The following is an 18,787-nucleotide window of genomic DNA, read 5'->3' as shown; positions in this document are numbered from 1 at the left end:
TATTCTGCACGTGCTTAAGCGATCCGCACCATCCCCCTTAAAAGCCTGGACTGTTCGTAAATATATGGCAAGAATGAGTACTGCTCAATGAAACCGAAACCTCCTTGGGATACTTATTTATCAGCTCAATGGTCAAGAGGGTTAAAGTCTTCGTAGGCACGAAAAAAAAGACCACCGAAGGTCTCGGCGGTCTAATAAAATAAAATAGATGGACTTAAGCTGTGGGATTAAGATACCTGTTAGGCTGTTACTTCGCTACCGTCACCTTCATCGCTTCGCTGGAGGTGACGCCTGCCTCGTTGACAAGATCGGCGCGGTACGTGTAAATTCCTGCCGCTTTTCCGGCAATTGCGGTTACGGCGGACTGTGCCAACGGTGTGTGCGAAGTCAGCTGCTGTTCATCGATAAGTACATCATTCTCGTACAGCCGATATGTCGTACCGTTCGTTCCCCAATACATGTTCATGCTGACCTTAAAACTGCCGTCGATATCCCAGTTGTCATGGGATAGTATCGGTTTCGCCGGAGCAGCGTCTTTTACGATAACGGTCGTCGGTTTGCTTCGCGTTGTGCCGTACGCATTCGTCAGTTCAGCAACGTAAATGTACGTACCGTTCTTATGACCACTGATCGCCGTAGACGCCATTTGTGCCTGTGGTGCATTGTCCGTCAGCGTCTGCGTGTCGATCAGTACGTCGTTCTCGTACAGCTTGTACGTGCTGCCGTTGTTTCCGTACCACATGTTCATGGTGACCTGATAATCGCCGTCTTGCAGTCCCGTATCGTAGCCGTTATCGGTTGATAAGACGGGCATTCCAGGCACACCTTTATTCTTCAACGCGATATTGGACACCGCGGCGGCCGCCGTTCCGGCATTTCCGGCATCGTCGATGAACTCGAACGTAAAGTGACCGTTAGTCGTGAATAGATAACTGTCCGAGCCATCGTTATTCGTGATGGTGATGGGCTCGTTTGCTGACAGCGCCGCCGTTATCGGTCCGGCAGTCGGTTCCGTGCTGCTGTACTGAATCGTTCCGGTTGGAGCAGTTTGGTCCAGTTTAAAGGCGAGCGACTTCGCTTCTTCCGTTTGTCCATCTTCAGATGATCGGTAAGAAACGGTGTATGTTCCGTCCTGGTCAAACGTCAACGGATCCATATACGGCTTCCACGTCGTACCACCGTCCAGGCTGTATTCGGTATTCACCGTATCCGAGTTTGATGTCAAACTGACCGATACCGGATGTACGTACCAGCCGTTCAATCCATCCGGCTGTGCAGGTTGAACGACCGCTGTTGTCTCTGGCTGTGCAGGATTATCTTCACCGAGCGACGTTCGGTCCGTCAAAATCAGATCACCATATAAATTCGGATCCTTCGAGAAGCCGATTCCGCTCATATACTCCATCCAGCCTCTGCGTCCTGCGCTGTCGTTGTCGTTGACCAAAAAAGAGAACCCGACGTTAGTTCCCGCTCCGGCCGTCATACCCGCCGGAAGGATGTCTGACCATTTGATCGCCAATTCATAGTTCGTTTTACTGCCATCGCGCTTAATTTCAGCGAGCGAATTTTCCAAGTTGCCCGCTCCATAGCCGCCGCTCTTCATGACGGCACCCGTGTCGGTGTTGAGCGCGAAGCTGTTCTCGCTGCTCTTAATCGTACCAGGGCCTTGCGCCCTTCCCGGATCGATCGTGAATTGAATGCCGTCTCCCTGCCAGCTGAGCCCTGGCGTATACGGATTATAATCCGTGTTGTCCGTGACGCTCACGGCCAGGTACAGATAATCCGAATCCCACTTCGTGTAGCCGGCAGCACTCAAATCGTCCGTACCGCCCCAATCGGTCATCAGCTTCACCTGCGAGGCGTCACGCAGTGCAAACGATTGCGCATTGCTCCATTCACCCGGATCGATTACACCGTCGATCTCGATCGGCGCATCCGCTTTCACCGCGGTGAGCGAAGTCAAATTCCGCTCGATCACTTGCGAGCTGCCGTCAACACGATCGATTCGAAGCTTCACGTTCGTTGGGGTATACACATCGAGCGAAGGTGCGGCGAACCTGACTTCGCCGACCGAATTCGGCGCGATCGTGCCGAATGTTTCGCTTCCCGTCATGGCTGCCGGCTGCAGCACCGTTACCGTACCGCCGCTCAGCGTGCCTTTGCTGCTGAGATTCGTGATGCGGACGGCAAGATCATACCCCGTTCCCTCTGTATTAACCTGCGGCGCCATCTCGACGATTGAAGGCTCAGACATTTGCATGTCGACCTTCAATTTAGCATAACGCTTGCCGGCATTACTCGTCGGATAAATACGGATTTCACCTGTCGCCTGATCCGTTGTTTCCGGAGCGGTGAAGGTGAGCGTATCGGTCGTCTGACCGGCGTCGAACTGCCCGCCGGAAGTCAGTTCCCAGCCAGCCGGGAGCTCGACGGCGTACGTGCCGGATAGATTCTCGGCGCCAGCAGCTCTCGTAATGTGGAGGGTCGCCGTATCGCCGGGCGCTGCACTGATTTTAGCTGCATCGAGGGTAAACGCCGGCGCTGCACCGAGCGTCGGGGCTTGATAGAAGTTACCGACCATATAAATCGGCTGCTCAGCTGCCGTCAAGGTGACCGCTCCGTCGATGGCGTCGTATTGCTGCTCGTTTCCAAACAGATCCGCGACGCTTACCGAGGTCTCGCCAAGGCCAAGCTGGATGATCTGGCTATTCTTATTCGCCCAAAGCACCAGGATGTCTTTGTTATCTGCCGCCCTATGAAACTTATAGATTCGGATATTGCTGTCCAGTGTATTGTACGCTTCGACGAACGATGCGCCTGCCAGCAGATCCGAGGAAGCATTAAAGGCGACAAACGATGGCTTAGCCGTCAAATCAGAGCGTACAATGCCCCCGTTCGTTTCATAGAACGTAGGATCCGTGCCGTCGTTCATAAAATCGTACCAATAGAATTTCTTGATCAAATCGTTGTTCGCTAAGGTTGTCACGTACAACTGCGCAGCATAAGCCGCAGACGTGCTTTCCGGCAGGCCGCCGTAGCCGGTATCCTGCGTCGCGTAACCGGTCTCCGTGAGCAGAAGGTCGATAGGCTTCGTAATGCCTTTACCTTGGATGTAGTCGTGCAGATCCTGGAAGCTGCTGACGAGCCCTTCGTTTTCTGGATTGTTGTTGCTGTAAACGTGGAAGGAGATCGCGTCTGCATAATCGCACGCGCCTAGGTCGATCAGCTGCTTCAGCCAGTTGGCGTCGTATTGAAAGGCAACGCCGGCAACAACCTTCATATCCGGCGCGGCACTCTTAACCGCGGCATAGGCCAGTTTCAAAAATTTGAAATATTCAGCAGCCGATCCACCAGAGTTGTACTCGTTGCCCACTTCCATGTATTCGGCTTTGCCTTTCATCGATGCGGCATACGTTTTTGCGTACGCACTGAAATCCGAATAATACTGTTCCGAGCCTGCCGCCGCCTGAGAGAAGCCGGAGAGGCTGAGACCCGTCAGCATGCCGATGCCGTATGCGGCCGCCTTGTCCGATACGTCGGCATGTGCATCGCGGATATTGGTCGCGCCCGACTGCACGATGAGCGGCAGACCGAGATCGATATTGCTCCAGCTGATGCTGTAATGGCTGTTCATACCAAGGAATGGTGCGACTGGCTTTCCGGTCAGGTCCGTGATCACGCTGAAATGATAGCTCTCATTCAGCTGTGTCGTCCCATCCGGCGTTGAAGCGTCTACCTGAACCGTGTATGTTCCTTTCGGCAGTGCTCCAAAAGACAGTGGCTTGACGAAGCCCGGCTCGTTCGGCGCCAGATCCACATCAAATTGCCCGCCCTTCACAATGCTGCCGGTATAATCAAGCACAGCGTAATGTACCGTTAAATCCTCGGTCGTATCGAACTGATTCCCGAACGACAGGTTGATGGCCGGCGTTTCCGAGGTTAGAAAGATGTTGCCCGTCTTCGGGCTGCTGCCTTCGATGGTCAGAATCGGAAATTTCTCGATCGTAATGCGATGGAAGGCGATCGGCACACTGGTATTGATCCGGAAATCCGCGCCATTGTTCTCCCGGCCGGCGAATTTAACGTCATCCAGCGTATAGGTCACCGTTTTCCACGTGTTCGTCCCCGTTAAATAAGTGGTCGTGTTCGGTCCACCAGACCAGTTATAGAGGACCGAGTCGTACAGCAGATTGAAATTCTGCTTGCCGTCCACCTGCGCGTCGTAATACTCAATCGTGACGGTAACTTTATGCTTGCCATCGAAGATATACTTGTCGCTGACGTTCCCATAGATGCCGAACGCCCCGGTGGATGGGTTCGTCTGCAAGCCAGTTATGCCAGCGTAGGTGACTGCTGCTGCTCCAGGGCCGTCGCCCGGCCATACCGAGATGCCGCGATTATTGTTCACGGCGCCTAAGATTGCACTGACCGGACCATTGGTGATTGTAACGGGTACATGCACGGACAGCTCGTTATACGAAGCGGTTACGGTCGCTGTGCCGGCTTCGACAGCGCTGATTGTCCCGTTTCCGTCCACGGCTGCCACCGCCGGGTCGCTGCTTGTCCAATTCACATTCCGCTTGTTCATAACACTGTTGTTCTGGTCTCGAATCGTTGAAGAAATCGGCTGGACACTCTGCACGTTCATCTCGATTTCCGAAGGTTCGACGCTGATCGCTGTTGGTACGGATTCCTCCGCTGCTGTTTGGACAGTGACTTTATGAATCGCGACCGGTATGTTGGTGTCAAAGCGCATATCCGCGCCGTTTTCCATGTTGGAGAATTGGGCATCGCTCAACGTGTAGGTGACCGTTTTCCAGGTGTTACTGCCTGTCAAATACGTCTTCGGCACGTTGTAATCCCAGGCCGTGTCAGTCGAATTGTACGAGAAACTAAAGCCATCTCCGCTTGCCGCACCGTCATAATATTCGAACGTGATATTAACATGGTTGGTGCCGCCATTGATAAAGTCGTCAGCGACATTCAAGTAGATATAATGATTCCCGCTGGCCGGGTTCGTCTCCCAAGCGGATATGCCGTCATACGTGACGTTGTTGACGCTGCCGCCATCCCCGCTCCAGGTTGAAATCCCATGCTCGCTATAGTTGGTGCCAAGCGTCACATCTACAGGGCCCGGATTAGAGCCTGCTGCCGCAAAGGCAGTCATGGCCGAGAAAGGTCCTGCAACGAGCGCGGAACATAGAAATGCAACAAATCCTTTTCTTGGCTTCATCCTAGAACGTCCTCTCATTTGTGGATGCTGGATTACTTTTCACACAAACACGGCTCGGCTGTATGGACTGCGCAGTCAATAGATCTACCCTCCTTCTTGAATTGTTTAAATATGGAAACCATTACAACTACTAGCCTACCACTCCCCAAACAGCGGAAGTATGGGGTGATCATCAGGTTTTTATGGCATTTTGAAGTTATGGTTGAATGCAGGTGAACAGTACAACAGCCAAAAGCGTAACACTGGAGGGAAAAGCTTACTCGAGAAACTGCAGCAACAAAAAAATTATCTTGTTCATCTCACGCAATGGACAAGAAAAAAGACGTGTATTAGAAGATGTGCTCCATTCGGATCAAAGCTTCTATTACACGTCTCTGGCGTTCAACGTAAGATTAGGGGTTATTTGGCGTTGAGGCAGCCGCACTGGCAGCAGCCAAATTGAAAGCGAGTATTTCAAGGAATACAGCCAGACCGATTAGTCCGTATTCATACTGTTCAAGCCATGTCATCCAATCCCACATTGACACCCTTCAAAAGCTTTTTCCTCTCATGTCAGCGTCGTCCGGAGACCCGGCCAATGACGCCACATGTCTACTAGTGGTGCTTGCCAATCGTGATGACGGTCTTTATGGTCAACCCGAAAATAAGTAGAATAGCGGATTTGGTCCGATAGGTTGATGCCGCCTGCATGAACCAATTGATAATGTGTAATGATCAAATCTCCTGGCTCACCCGTGATTTGCACCGGCTTCGAAAGCGGAACGCCAGCCGATCGATGTATCGTGCGAAATCCTTCGTCCCGGAATAAAACTTCCGGGCCATGTTCCCTAAAGTAGTGCTCATACGCCTTGTGGGTGCCTGGATACACCGTAAAATTCCCGTGATCCGGCTCGCTTTGATCACTCAGGATGACACCGACAAGTGCCGTGAAATTTTGCGCAATGCTGTCCTTTACATGGAGGACGCCGTCCAGATGCGCCCCGAGGTCATCCGGCGGATTATCCATGTAATCCGGGAATCGCAGTGCGAGTTGCCCCATACCGATCGGATGATAAGCATCTTCTCCGATCAGCGAATCGATAATCGTTTTGACCGGTGTGCGGTTAAACATGTCTGTAACGAACGGCTCTTTTTCCAACTCGCTGCAATAGTTCGCGCCGTGATGGCCCGCCGGAATGCCTTTGCCAATGGAATGGTTGATCGCCTTCATTGTTTCTCGAATCATAATTTTCGGAACGACGCCCGGGACCTTCACATAGCCGTGTTCAATTAATTGCCGCTTCTGCCGATATGTTAACTCCATCTCTATTCCTCCTTCAATTATCTTCCTTGTGTATATTCCTTCCGGTTAAAGGCCATGCCCTCATCGCGGAATTGCTGCGGAGTCAATCCGTAATATTCCTTGAACACTTTCGAAAAATAAGTGGCATTCTGATAACCAAGCATCGCGGCGACATCCATGATTTTGTCTTGTCCCTGTTTCAATAGCGCGGCAGCTTTCTCCATTCGAAGCTGGAGCAGATATTGTCCAATACTCTCCCCCGTCTCCAGTTTATAGATGCGCGATAGATAGACGGGATGAAGATATACATGCTCGGCAATGGATTGGATGGAGACATCCTTGGAAAGTTGAGCTTCGATAAACGACTGTACCCGTTCAACGATGCCAAAACGGCTGCGTTTCATATCCTGTTCTAACATGTTCTCGATTTTAGCGAAAACACGCGCCGCCCAGTTCCGCAGTTCCGAAATTGTACGAGGCGGCTGTAGAAAAAGCTGTGCGGCATCGTCCCCAATCGCTTCCATAATGGAGTACCCGCTCTTATGAGCAATATAAGTTGCCGAACCAGACAGGACGAAGTAAATTTCCATCAGGTACTCTTTCGACATCCTACTCATACTTTCCGCTTCATCGAAGATTGATCGCAGTTTTTCGCGAACGGTTTCCCAGCGTCCTGCATCCAACAGGTGCAAAAGCGCAGGCGGTTCATATAATCGGTTAAGCGGGCTCATGTGCGTTCTTCGCTCCGCCTTATCCAGATTTCCAGAGACGAAGACCAGCTCTTTGTCACTCCCGAGCCGCTCACGCATCGTTGAGAGCGCCTCCTGGTACAACTCTCCGATGCGCACCGAGAATTCAGACCATTGCGCCACAATGACCGATACCCCTACTTTCAAGTACAGCTTGGCACTCTCCTGGATTTGTATCGCGAACTGTTCCACCAGTCGCGTTAAAAACTCTTTTCCATGGCCTGATGTACCATCATTCAAGCGGTTCTTCGGCTTCAAGCCCAGTACGAGATGTTCATGCACATCCTTACATGCCCATAGGTCAAAGTCACGCTCGCCGAGCTCCTCAGCGATGTTGATAATTGCATACTCCATCAGCGACATGCTTTGAAAGTCGCGTCCCGTGAAATCCTCCTCCACTCTCACCAGCATTAACGAGAACGCATCGCCTTCATGGAAGGAAAGGTTGTACTGTTCCAGCTTCGCCTTCAGCGCCTCTTCGGAATAGCGCTTGCCCTGCAGCAACTCGCCCAGCAGATTACTTTTCAGCTGAGGAAGATGCTCGGTTAACGCTGCTTGAGCCCGCTTCAGCGAGCTTATGGACTCCCATTCCTCGCGAATTTGCACAATGGCCCGTTCAACGGCTTTCATGAGATCGCCTTCACGAATAGGTTTCAGCAAGTAATCGACCGTTTGATTTTGGAGCGCTTGCCGGGCATAATCGAAATCTGCATAACCAGACAAGATCAAACATTTTATCCGGCTCCACCGTTTTCCGATTTGCCGGACAAGCTCCAAGCCGGACATGCCGGGCATACGAACGTCGGTAATGACGATATGAATGGCATGTACCTCCAGAATGTCCAGTGCCTCGGTGGCGGAGAACGCTTTATGCACTTCCGATATGTCCAGCTCTGACCATGGCATGGTTAGCACCAAATTATTAACGACCGCTTCTTCATCATCCACAACGAGCAGACGAAACATCGTTCTCCCCCTCTTCATGATGTCTTCTCCAGATGAGTGTCACCCTGATGCCACCGGTGCTCAAAAGGCGGATATCAATGCCGGAACCTTCGCCGTATAGATAAGCAAGCCGTTGATGCACATTCCAAACGCCGCAGCCCATTTCTTCGTCTATGCCGCGTTTTATTTTATCCAACAGCTGTTGAAGGGCCAGCTGCGGCATGCCCACACCGTCGTCCTCGACTGTCAAATAATGAAACCGTCCATCCTGGCTGCCTCGAATCCTAATTTGGCCTTTACCTGGCTTGCACTCGATGCCATGCAAAATCGCGTTTTCCGCGATCGGCTGAACGATCAGCCTTGGAACCGGAAGATTCATCATGGTTTCTGGTACATCTATCGAATACTCGAATCGCTTTGTCCTCATTCGCTGGATTTCCAAGTAATTTTCCACGAAATTCAATTCGTTGCGAAGCGGGACAGTTTGCTTTTCAACGCGAGTGTTGTACCTGTAATACTCCCCCAAATTTAAAGACATCGTCTCAGCCAGATCCAAATCGCCAAGCCGTATCATACTCTGAATGTAAAACAGGCAATTGTACAGAAAATGAGGGTTAATCTGCGATTGCAGCTGCTTGAGCGTTGCTTCGCGCGTACGAATTTCCTCCACATATACTTTTTCCACCAACCGCTGAATCTCCTGAGCCATTTCATTGAATCTCGAAAACACGAATGAAAATTCGTTTTCCCCCCGCTGCGTCATGCGGACCGAGAAGTTCCCGCGTTTCATTTCACGAAGGCTGTAAATCAGCTGCTTAATTGGAATTTGAACATTCCGATAGAGCAGCAGGAGTGCAAGAATGCTAAGAATGAGCAGCAGGCAGACAGACACGTAGAAGAGGCTGCTGACCTCATGAATCGGCGTTAAGATCTGTTCGATTGGAACATAATCGATCAAATACCAGCCCAAACTCGGAATCCGTGCCACGCTGATCATATAGGTTTGCCCGTACAGCGGAATCATGATGGACTCAACATCGTTTAAGCTCCTGCCCGGAAGCGCTTTCCGAAGCTCGGACGCAACCTTAAGATCGGCTGTTCTGTTCGCGATGAGACCCTCGGAAGGATTGAACAGGAACGGGTCATCGCCGCCGTTCAGCTTGAATTCATCTAACATCCGACGAATATTAGCGACGGGAAATCGCGTCTGGATGATGGCATTCGCTTGCTCGGGCTGTTTGTACGCGGAATAGGGTTCGACCGTAAAACGACTGAAGTAGCTGTTGTCACCCAGCGATTCGCTTGACCGGTTCAACTTCCATTCGGTTGAAACGTTTCCGATAAAGGTTTGCCGATCGAACGGCTGTTCAGAGCTGGTCGTGATGACTACATCGTTGGCGGGAGCCAAGAAAGTAATGCTGTTCTGAAAGCTTGTCGATATACTGCCCAGCAGCAGCTTCTCGTAAATCGTGTTGATGATTTTGTCCCGGTCATATCCGCTCGTCGAGGCCATGGCATTCTGGAAATCAAGCACATCCGAGTCCCGCATCAACTGCATGGAATACATGGATAGCTGCTCGATCTGTCCATGCATCTGGTTCATGAATACAGACACCTGCTTCAGCTTGGACTTGCGGATTTCATTCTTCACCAGGCTCGTGCTCTTATCGTTGGCATAGGTAAAAATAAGTAGGATTGGGATCAGCAGCGCACAAATGAGGAATGCCATTTTGCCGAATATGCTGAATTTCACTCTCATCGACGTTTCACCTCTCAGGCGATGCTTATTTTCCCAATTCTACCAAGCCTTCACTTACTCGTACAGCCGGCATTATTCCTTCACGGAGCCAAGCGTCATGCCATGAACGAAATATTTTTGCAGGAACGGATAAACGATCAGCACAGGCAATGCGGAAATAAAAATGAGCGACGCCTTCAGCGTACGATCGGACAAATTCGCGAAATTCCGAGGATCCGTGCTAAGCTTCGTAAAATCCGTTGCAGCGACGACTGTCTGAAGAAAGGTCGACATCGGATAATTGCGGAAATCGGACATGTAAATGAGCCCGTCAAACCAAGCATTCCAATTGCCGACGATCGTGAATAGTCCGATCGTAGCCAGCGAAGGAAGCGAAATGGGCAAATAGATTTTGAACAACGTTAAGAAATGGCCTGCACCATCGATCAGCGCCGCTTCTTCTAACTCTTTGGGAATCCCTCGAAAAAAGTTCATCATCAGCACGATGTTGAACACGTTCACGGCCGATGGCAGGATGAGCGCGGCTAGCGTATTGTTCAGCCCGAGATGATAAACGACCAAATAGGAGGGAATCAGCCCCCCGTTAAACAGCATCGTAAATACGATAATCCAGGCAAACGCCGTACGTCCCCGGAACGACCGGTCATCTTTGGACAAGGAATAAGCTGCGGTACATGTCAGCGCCATGGTCAACAGCGTGCTGAGCGACGTACGCTCCACGGCAATCCAGAATGACCGTATAAAATTCTCGTTGTCGAATGTTTTGGCGTACGCACTGAGCGTGAATTGTACCGGCCAAAAGGCGACGAGGCCTGCATCGGCCGGTTCCTTCGAACTAAAGGAAATCGCCAGCACATTAAGCAGAGGCGCGATACATAGAAGCGCGACCGCAGCGAGAAAGACCATGTTGAGCGTATTAAATATGCGGTAACCAATGGAGATGTTCATGGTGTCCCCCTTAGAAAATTCTGTAGTTGGCCGCTTTATTGGCCGCCCCGTACGTCAAGACGATCAGGACGAAACCGACAACCGATTTAAATAAGCCTACTGCAGTTGCAAAGCTGTAGTTGGAGCCTTGAAGACCGACTCTGTAAACAAAGGTGTCGATAATGTCTCCCTTGTCATAGACCAACGGCGAGTACAGATTAAAAATTTGGTCGAAGCCGGCGTTCAATACATTGCCGAGTGACAATGTTGCAAGCACGATGGTGATGGGCATAATCGAAGGAATCGTAATGTGCAGCGTTTGCTGCCAACGGTTGGCCCCGTCGATGTTCGAAGCTTCATACAGTGACGGATTTACGCCCGTCAAAGCCGCCAGATATACAATCGTCGAGAAGCCAAATTCCTTCCAGATGTCGCTAATGACTACGGTCGCCCGAAACCAGTTTCCGTCACCTAGAAACATGATGGGATCGGTGCCGAACAAGGCGGTCAGCACCCGGTTTATCAGACCCTGCACCGAAAGGATATCCGTTAGAATTCCCCCAAGGATGACCCAGGACAGAAAGTGCGGTAAATAAACAAAAGTTTGCACCGTGCGCTTGAACGCTGTTTTTGCCACTTCATTGAGAAGAAGCGCGAACACGAACGGCACGATCAAGCCTGCCACGATTTTCGAAAAGGAAATGAAGAAGGTATTCCAGATTACCTGGATGCTGTCCGGATACGTGAACATATATTTAAAATGGGAGAAACCCACCCACGGCGAACCTGTAAAGCCGAGCCAAGGCTTGTAATCTTGGAAAGCAATCACCAGTCCTAAAATCGGTACATAGCTAAAAATCACAATGAAGATGAGTGTCGGCAGCAAAAGAATCTGTAACTGCCATGTTTTTTGAAAATAAGCCTTCAAATGCAAGCACCTTCCCATCGTCGTTAGCAGGCAAGGTGACCTCCAGAGTTGAGTTCGGCCGCTCCGGAGATCCACCGCTGTCGGATTGTTATTTAGCGATTACGGACTGCCACCATTCATTGACTTCTTTCGTAATGTCATCCCCGCCGCCGGACTTCCACTCGTTGACGAACCGGTCGAAATCGTCGATCGGCGCTTTGCCATAGACTATTTTTATAAACGTTTCCTTCTCACTTTTGTCCAGCAATTCCGCCTTAGAGCTCATGGTTTTGGTGCTGGCTCCCGTGAAATTATTGGCGATGCTCTTACCTATCAAATCATCATTGATAACCAGCCCTTCCAGCACGGGCTTGGGATCCTGTGCCCTTGACTGAAGGTAAGGCGTCGAAGCGTCACCGGCCAGCGCCTTTTTCACTAGATCTTCTTTCGAGAACTGGCCCGGCGATACGCCGCCCACAATCGGGATTGGTGCATTTTTTCCTGGCAGCTGATCCTTCGGAAGCATCTTGCCATCCTTCAGCTTATAATCGTAATCCTCCTGATATCCATATTTAAACGGCGAGTTCGGATCGAGAAATGCAGGTCCGTAGAGAACGTCAAAGTAATCAAAGAATGCTTCATACTGATTAAATTCCTTGCTGAACACCATGAATCCATTGGCGCCTGCAGTCGATTTACGGGCGACCTGCCCGCCAGGACCTTCAGGGAATGTAATAGAGGTGTATGCAGCCCCATTGACGTTGGCCGTTACGTCCTGAAGTGGCCAACCGCCCATCCACGCCGGCCCAGCGATGATACCCGCCTTACCTTTCTGCCACCATTCCGCTGCCTTGAATGCGTCGTCAAGCGATAAATCTTGGGCGACATAGCCCTTTTGGTACCAGTCATGCAGCTTGGCAAGCCCTTGTTTGATCGAGGGTTGAATCGATGAATATTGCAGAGACCCGTCGGCGGCTTTCGTCCAATTGCCGGGGATTTCGTTGCCGAAGCTGCCGAATACCCAATCCGTCGAAGCCATCCAGTCAAACAAGGAATCTTTCCCCGCCACGGCAAGCGCTATCGTATCTTTTTTGTCATTGCCGTCCGGGTCCTGATTGACAAAAGCATCCATGACCTTCTCGAGCTCGTCGAAAGTCGTTGGTATTTCCATCCCGACCTTCTTCAGCCAATCCGTCCGAATCCATAAGATGTTATCGAATTGGTGGGTCCAAATAAACGGAATACCGTACCGTTTTCCGTTGATCGTGACGGAATTCCAGACGTCTGCATTATCGGCGTATAGCTGCTTGATGCGATCGGACGCATATTTGTCGAACATCTGATCGACCGGTTGAATTTTTCCCGAATCGGCAAGATCCTTAAGCAGCACCTTGTCTCCGAAGTTCAAAACGTCCGGAAGTTGTTCACCGCTTGACATCGAAAGCTTGATTTTGTTTTCCAGTGTTTCTCCCTGCTTGGCGACGATCCATTTGTACTTCAGATCGATGCCCAAATTCTCATGGGCCCAGCGGATGATCGGCGTGCTCTCGATCGTATCACCGTTAACAAACTTCGTGTCGCCGCCGATCCATGCGCCAGTCGAAATCGTGACAAGAGGATCATACTTGCCGTCCTTCTTGGTGGAACCGCCTTGCTGAAGCGTCTCCGTGCCAGTACCACTCGAAGGCGTTTCGCCCTCCGACTGCGGCGCATCCCCCTTCGCGCAGCCGGTCATAAGCAGCGTTCCACTTACCACAAGAACCGATGCCGTTTTCAGTCCTGTTCCCAACCATTTCATCGTTTTCATCCTCCGGTTTCGTGGTTATTACTGGATCTACACAAATTGTAAGTAAGCGCTTCCCATTTGTAACCTATAAAAAACATAACCTAGGTATAATAATGCTAACTTTTCGCGGAAAAGGCCGCCGGACATTAGAACTCAGACGGAAAACCGCCCCATTCCGGATAACAGCGCGCATCTCTCGGTGCGCGACTGATTCAAAATGAAAGGAGAAAAAATTCGCTGCGCAAAAAGACCGCTCCACTCGGGACGGTCCTTTTTGTTTTTTCTTCTGTCAGACTAGCAAACACCACAGCTATAAGCAATCATGGTTGAGGATGTTTTCTGGGGACTCAGGTTGTGTCATCTAGACCTCGCGCTCACATCCGCCGGGTTCACCGGAAGCATGTCCAGCTGTCGAATATGCCGGGCAAAGCCTCAATGACGGCGTGCCATTTTTTGTACTGCTCCAGATCGTAAGCAACATGGCCGGAGACGTAATGGTTCGACCGCTCGACCCCGTTGAAGGTCCATTTCATGATGTACAGCCGCTTCCGGTCTTCCTTTGTCTGGATTGCGCAGACCTCCAAGTTCTCGTTCGGCTTCATGTTGACCGTACCTTCCAGCAGTAGATCCCCGATCTAGCCGTCTTCTGAACGGCAGCAAACCGGCCCGGCTTCCAGTGTCATGAAAAAATAAAGTATTAGACTGAAAAATAAAGTATTAGACCGTGAAAATAAAGTTGTAGACTGCGGGTGGTCATTAAGCTAACGGGCAGGTTAACGTAACTAACTGCAAGTTCATACGTCTAAGATCTAGTAGAAAACATATGAAGGGATTGAATAAGGAGATGGAAAAATATTCACATAAGCCTGACGGATATGAATGTCCATTTTGCCGAGTTGTTTCGGGGATCGAGCGACCTAATAAAGGAACCAAACAAAGAGACATTATCTACCAGAATGAATATGTAACTGCATTTATAGCGAGCAAGTGGTGGCCAAATAATAAAGGACATGTTCTTATTGTTCCTAATCAACATTTTGAGAACATCTTTGAGCTCCCAGCGGAGTTAGCTGCTGAAATTCACCGCGCCGCTCAAATCGCAGCATTTGCAATGAAAAGCACATATGAATGTGATGGGATATCCACTCGACAGCATAATGAACCTTCAGGTAATCAAGATGTATGGCATTATCACCTTCATGTTTATCCAAGATATGAGAACGATCAACTGTATCTGACAAAGGGTTATCAATCAGATCCCGAGGAACGTCAGTTGTATGCTGATAAGTTACGTTCTTGGGTACATCTAAATGTTCAGATTAAAGTAGGTGGATTGCATGATTAATTTAAGGCAAATGTCAGTAGCTTTTCTCATTCATGAAGATCAATTGTTATTAATGGAGAAGCCCCAAAACAACAGTTTTGTATCTGGTATGGTTGTTCCAGTTGGAGGGCACTTAGAGCCGCATGAAATCAACAATCCGAGTGAAGCATGTTTAAGGGAAGTAGAGGAGGAGACCGGTTTAATAAGCGGTGACCTGCTAGGATTGGAGCTCAAATACATAATATTAAGGATTAAAGAGACAGAAATCCGACTCCAATATGTATACTTTTCACATGTAAAGCACATGGCTGTACGTGAAAGTGAGGAAGGCAAACTCTCGTGGATCGACCTTAAATTTACTGATGGATTAAATATGACCGCTACCACGAAATACATTCTTCAACATTATTCTGCGAACAAAACTTCATCTGAAATTTATGTGGGGACTATGAAATCAGTAGAAGGAGAACCCGAAATTACTTGGGCCTTACTAGAAGATTGGGAAAAGATTAAGGTCTCGTATTAAACTAACGGGTACGTTAATTCAACAAAACAGCAGCAGTCTAGGACTTTATTTTCACGTCCATGACTGCTGCTGTTCCGTTTTTAGGGTCAGTCTAATACTTATTTTTCAGAGCCTGACGGTTTTGCAATTCGAAAGACCGCACGAGCTTATGGTCAGTTATTGCACGACGTTAATATAGCGCTGCAAGCTTTCTTCGACGCAAGAAGCGATAAGCTCAATAAACGGATTCAGGTTTCCATTCACACTCGCTTCTTCAAGCGTTTCGTAATACCGCAGCCGAAGGTTATTCTCCGCTTTGACAATTGCAGGCGGATATCCGTATCCCATTAAGATTAAATTCATTAGTAAACGAGCTGTCCTTCCATTTCCATCCGCAAACGGATGGATAAAGACGAATTGAAAATGGGCCCTGGCCGCTAATTCAACCGGGTGTATATGACGCTTTGCTTGGTTATACCACTCAATCAGCTGTTCCATTTGTTCGGGTACAATTGCATAGTTAGGTGGCATATGAGCAGAACCGGATATCCCGACATTAATCATCCGATACCGTCCAGCATTTTCGTCGTCGATGTTTTTGAGTACAAGCTGATGGATGGACTTCAGTACATATTCGGTTAGCACGATCTGCTGATTCACAATATCCGTAACATAGGTAATCGCTTCAGCATGATTGATAACTTCAAAGTGCTCCCTTAGCTTCTTCCCGCCAATTGTCAGCCCATCTTCCAGAACAACTTTGGTTTCTAGAAGAGTCAATGTATTTCCCTCAATCGCATTGGAGTTATAGGTCCACTCAATGCGATAAATCTCATCCAAATTTCTAACTGCTGCGGCTGGTAAAGGTCTGAGTTCGTCAAGCTGCTTTTTAAGTTGGTCGATTTTCTTAAAATCCATAGTAAACTCCCTCTCAACCGAATACCTTATTACCATTATATCACAGGATATATTTTTTAGACGGAACATAGTGGAGTTAGGTCCAGCTCAAACTTGATGTAAGGATGCCTTATTAATAAATGTCCCCTATGTTAAGATTGTGGCCAATGGACAATTAGTTGGGGAAGGTCTTATTTTCAATAGAAAGACTTTACCGATCCGGATAATCTCAAATTCACTCGGACGATCAGTTGGATACCACAACAACAAGAAAGCTCATCGCGGCGGCGATGGCTTCCTTAGCGTTTTATTCTCTTGGACAATCAAAGGCCAGCGGATAGCTGGGTACCCTTTTCCGGACGGCGGAAGAAAATAGCCAGCGCCCTGACCGTTTTATAAGCGAGTCTTAGGCGCTGGCGAAGATTTAGCTTCTTGCCGACTTGACGAGTGACCTCAATCGTCCTTCCAAAAAATTGCCAAACATGCAGCTACAGATCAGCAACGATTGACTGTTTCTCTGTGCTGCTATATTTGTAGAGATACCAATCATCATGATTAACGACAAACTGTTTATCTCGATTTTGCCGAACTGCACGTCTCTCTTGAGATCCAATTTTAAAGTTATTACGCTGGGGAATATTGTTTTCGATATATATTTCTTTAATGGTCACGCATTTGTCAGTCTTTTTAACAACTTGGAAAGCTTTATAAATGTGATCGCTGCCAATAAAAGTTCGAATGACAATGTCGTCGACCTCAAAGGGATTAACGGCGGTTTCGACTTTCTTTTCCACCGATCCGTCTGGAATTTTCATTTCCTTGATTTCGGCATACGCGTACTTGAGCGTATACGGAACAACATCAGGCTTAACCTCGACGGTCTTGGGATTCGCTTTAACGACGGTATCCCAGCGGCCGCGAATTTTAACGAGATAGCCCGCCTTTAGGTTTTCTTTATTAAATTGAACACCGCCGATCTCGTCCATTTTATTGTGGAAAAAAGCAAGCTTATCCAACTCGTATTCCATTTTTTCGATGAGCGTTTCCATGTACGAATCGTTTTGGGTCTCTTCTGCGCGATCCATTCGGCGTTGGAATTCGCGGATATTTTTATTGCATTCTTCGATGCGGTTACTTAAATAGGAGCGATCCTCGAATTTACTCATACTTGCAGTTTGCACTGCGGTTAGCGCCCGATCACGGAAAGATTCGCTCTTGCGGTACTCTTCAAATCCCCTGTGATACCGGTCATACATTCTTTCTCTTTGACGCGCAAAGCGCTGGCTTCCTGCATGTCCTGCAATAATCGGCTGCGTAAAAAAGGCAATATCCCCACGCATACCGTTTAGGTCGGATTGCAGGTTTTTGGCTCTTGCCTCTGCATGATCCGCATACTTCTCGAAGCGTTCGCTCCGCGCCTCTGCTTTTTCGACTTGCCGTTCGACTTCCTCCGCAAAGGACAAGCACTCTCCAATTTTTCCGCCATCTGTGAAGCCGAGTTGTTCAGCGGCACGGATAGCTGAATAATGATTATTGGTTGAACGGGACACCCAAACGGAACGAGATCCAGCGAAGAGAAATGCGCTTTTGATCGTTTTTTTCTCATCCGCGGTTAAAGATTGAAACGCTTGTTTCGAAAACTGCAACTCAATTTTGGAGGTCTCGAGATTCAACACGTATTGTTTTGTCATGTTCATGTCCTTCTTCCCTGTGTAAGTTTTTACTTGTCTCGACTGCACGCCTATTTCGAATCAACGGTAGCGCCTTGAAACGGCAGCCGCGGGGCGGATCGTCTCCCCGTTCGATTCCTCAACCAGGTAAAAGCGGCAAACTTTGAAGTCGTGATTCCTACCCCTCATTCGGCAACGATGGCCGGTCTAGCCCGAGCGGCGATGAGCGAATGCTTTAAGGTCTTGCCGGTGGATCACGCAGGGTGCCGCCGCTGGCGATCCGTAGGAAGCAAATGGAGTTTTCAAGGAACAAAATCATTCGTATAACGAAGCCGTCGAAGCCCCGTTTACCGCATCCGGTTCTGGCCGTGCAAGGGTTTGCCCGCTAGGGCCGGCGTTCTCGAAAGAGACAAGCCGCCCTTGCACGGCTAGGTTCGATGCGGTTGGCTAGGATGACGGATTCGTTATAGCCCCGAATGATGGCCTTGAAAAGCGCCATATGCTGCTCGGCCGCGCCGACATACTTCCTGCGCTGGCCACCGGCTGCCTTTGTCGTTGCTTCTTCGTGCTGCCCCCACAGCACTCCGGCATGCTGTCGCAAGACAGGATGCCGTGCTCTGATTGGCGTGACCATGATTGAAACGAAGCGGTAGCGAAAGTGAAAATGATGGCCGCGTGCTCGACTTCGGAACGCAAAGGAGGAAAAGAGCCGCAATGGAACCTACCGGGTTTTGGCCGGCCGCTGTTGTCGGCGTAGACCCAGTTGTTCGCTTGCGGCTCCCGACTGAACGAGCTAGGGGAAT

The 18,787-nt window shown here is 49.5% G+C and carries 12 protein-coding genes; 2 read left to right on the top strand and 10 right to left on the bottom strand.

Features of this window, described 5'->3' with window-relative positions; genetic code table 11:
• Positions 1-247: 247 nt before the first annotated feature.
• The 8 genes from AC50YL_RS33400 to AC50YL_RS33365 all read right to left on the bottom strand — a co-directional run bounded on the left by AC50YL_RS33400 (position 248) and on the right by AC50YL_RS33365 (position 14,190).
• A complete protein-coding gene (locus AC50YL_RS33400) occupies positions 248-5,167 on the bottom strand; it encodes a sugar-binding protein (protein WP_494837696.1) in 4,920 nt (1,639 codons plus the stop codon).
• 613 nt (positions 5,168-5,780) lie between these two features.
• Positions 5,781-6,536: a phytanoyl-CoA dioxygenase family protein gene (locus AC50YL_RS33395; RefSeq protein WP_494837695.1), complete on the bottom strand. Its 756-nt coding sequence runs from the start codon at positions 6,534-6,536 to the stop codon at positions 5,781-5,783.
• 17 nt (positions 6,537-6,553) lie between these two features.
• Positions 6,554-8,230 (bottom strand): response regulator, encoded by a 1,677-nt coding sequence (locus tag AC50YL_RS33390; protein WP_494837694.1) that lies wholly within the window; start codon positions 8,228-8,230, stop codon positions 6,554-6,556.
• Entirely contained in the window at positions 8,205-9,968 is a 1,764-nt protein-coding gene (locus AC50YL_RS33385) for a cache domain-containing sensor histidine kinase (protein WP_494837693.1), read from the bottom strand. The genes AC50YL_RS33390 and AC50YL_RS33385 overlap by 26 nt, the downstream gene beginning before the upstream one ends.
• A 72-nt stretch (positions 9,969-10,040) precedes the next feature.
• Positions 10,041-10,916 (bottom strand): carbohydrate ABC transporter permease, encoded by an 876-nt coding sequence (locus tag AC50YL_RS33380; RefSeq protein ID WP_494837692.1) that lies wholly within the window; start codon positions 10,914-10,916, stop codon positions 10,041-10,043.
• A gap of 10 nt (positions 10,917-10,926) precedes the next feature.
• Complete coding sequence (locus tag AC50YL_RS33375; RefSeq protein WP_494837691.1) at positions 10,927-11,823, bottom strand: ABC transporter permease; 897 nt, start codon at positions 11,821-11,823, stop codon at positions 10,927-10,929.
• A gap of 88 nt (positions 11,824-11,911) precedes the next feature.
• On the bottom strand, positions 11,912-13,600 hold the full coding sequence (locus AC50YL_RS33370) for an extracellular solute-binding protein (RefSeq protein WP_494837690.1): 1,689 nt from the start codon (positions 13,598-13,600) through the stop codon (positions 11,912-11,914).
• A gap of 377 nt (positions 13,601-13,977) precedes the next feature.
• Entirely contained in the window at positions 13,978-14,190 is a 213-nt protein-coding gene (locus AC50YL_RS33365; RefSeq protein ID WP_494837689.1) for a hypothetical protein, read from the bottom strand.
• 242 nt (positions 14,191-14,432) lie between these two features.
• Here AC50YL_RS33365 and AC50YL_RS33360 point away from each other — a divergent pair, with 242 nt between their 5' ends.
• A complete protein-coding gene (locus tag AC50YL_RS33360; protein ID WP_494837688.1) occupies positions 14,433-14,933 on the top strand; it encodes an HIT family protein in 501 nt (166 codons plus the stop codon).
• On the top strand, positions 14,926-15,438 hold the full coding sequence (locus AC50YL_RS33355; protein ID WP_494837687.1) for an NUDIX domain-containing protein: 513 nt from the start codon (positions 14,926-14,928) through the stop codon (positions 15,436-15,438). The genes AC50YL_RS33360 and AC50YL_RS33355 overlap by 8 nt, the downstream gene beginning before the upstream one ends.
• Positions 15,439-15,594: 156 nt before the next feature.
• Here the strand turns inward: AC50YL_RS33355 and AC50YL_RS33350 are convergent, their stop codons facing one another.
• The gene (locus AC50YL_RS33350) at positions 15,595-16,335 is read right to left on the bottom strand and encodes a Fic family protein (RefSeq protein WP_494837686.1); all 741 of its coding nucleotides are present in this window, start codon (positions 16,333-16,335) and stop codon (positions 15,595-15,597) included.
• Positions 16,336-16,802: 467 nt separating this feature from the next.
• Complete coding sequence (locus tag AC50YL_RS33345; protein ID WP_494837685.1) at positions 16,803-18,005, bottom strand: DUF3560 domain-containing protein; 1,203 nt, start codon at positions 18,003-18,005, stop codon at positions 16,803-16,805.
• Positions 18,006-18,787: the final 782 nt, after the last annotated feature.

It is taken from the genome of Paenibacillus sp. J22P277 (assembly GCF_059383675.1).
Note: the sequence above shows the minus strand (reverse complement) of the source record. Positions and strands in the feature narration are given on the sequence as shown.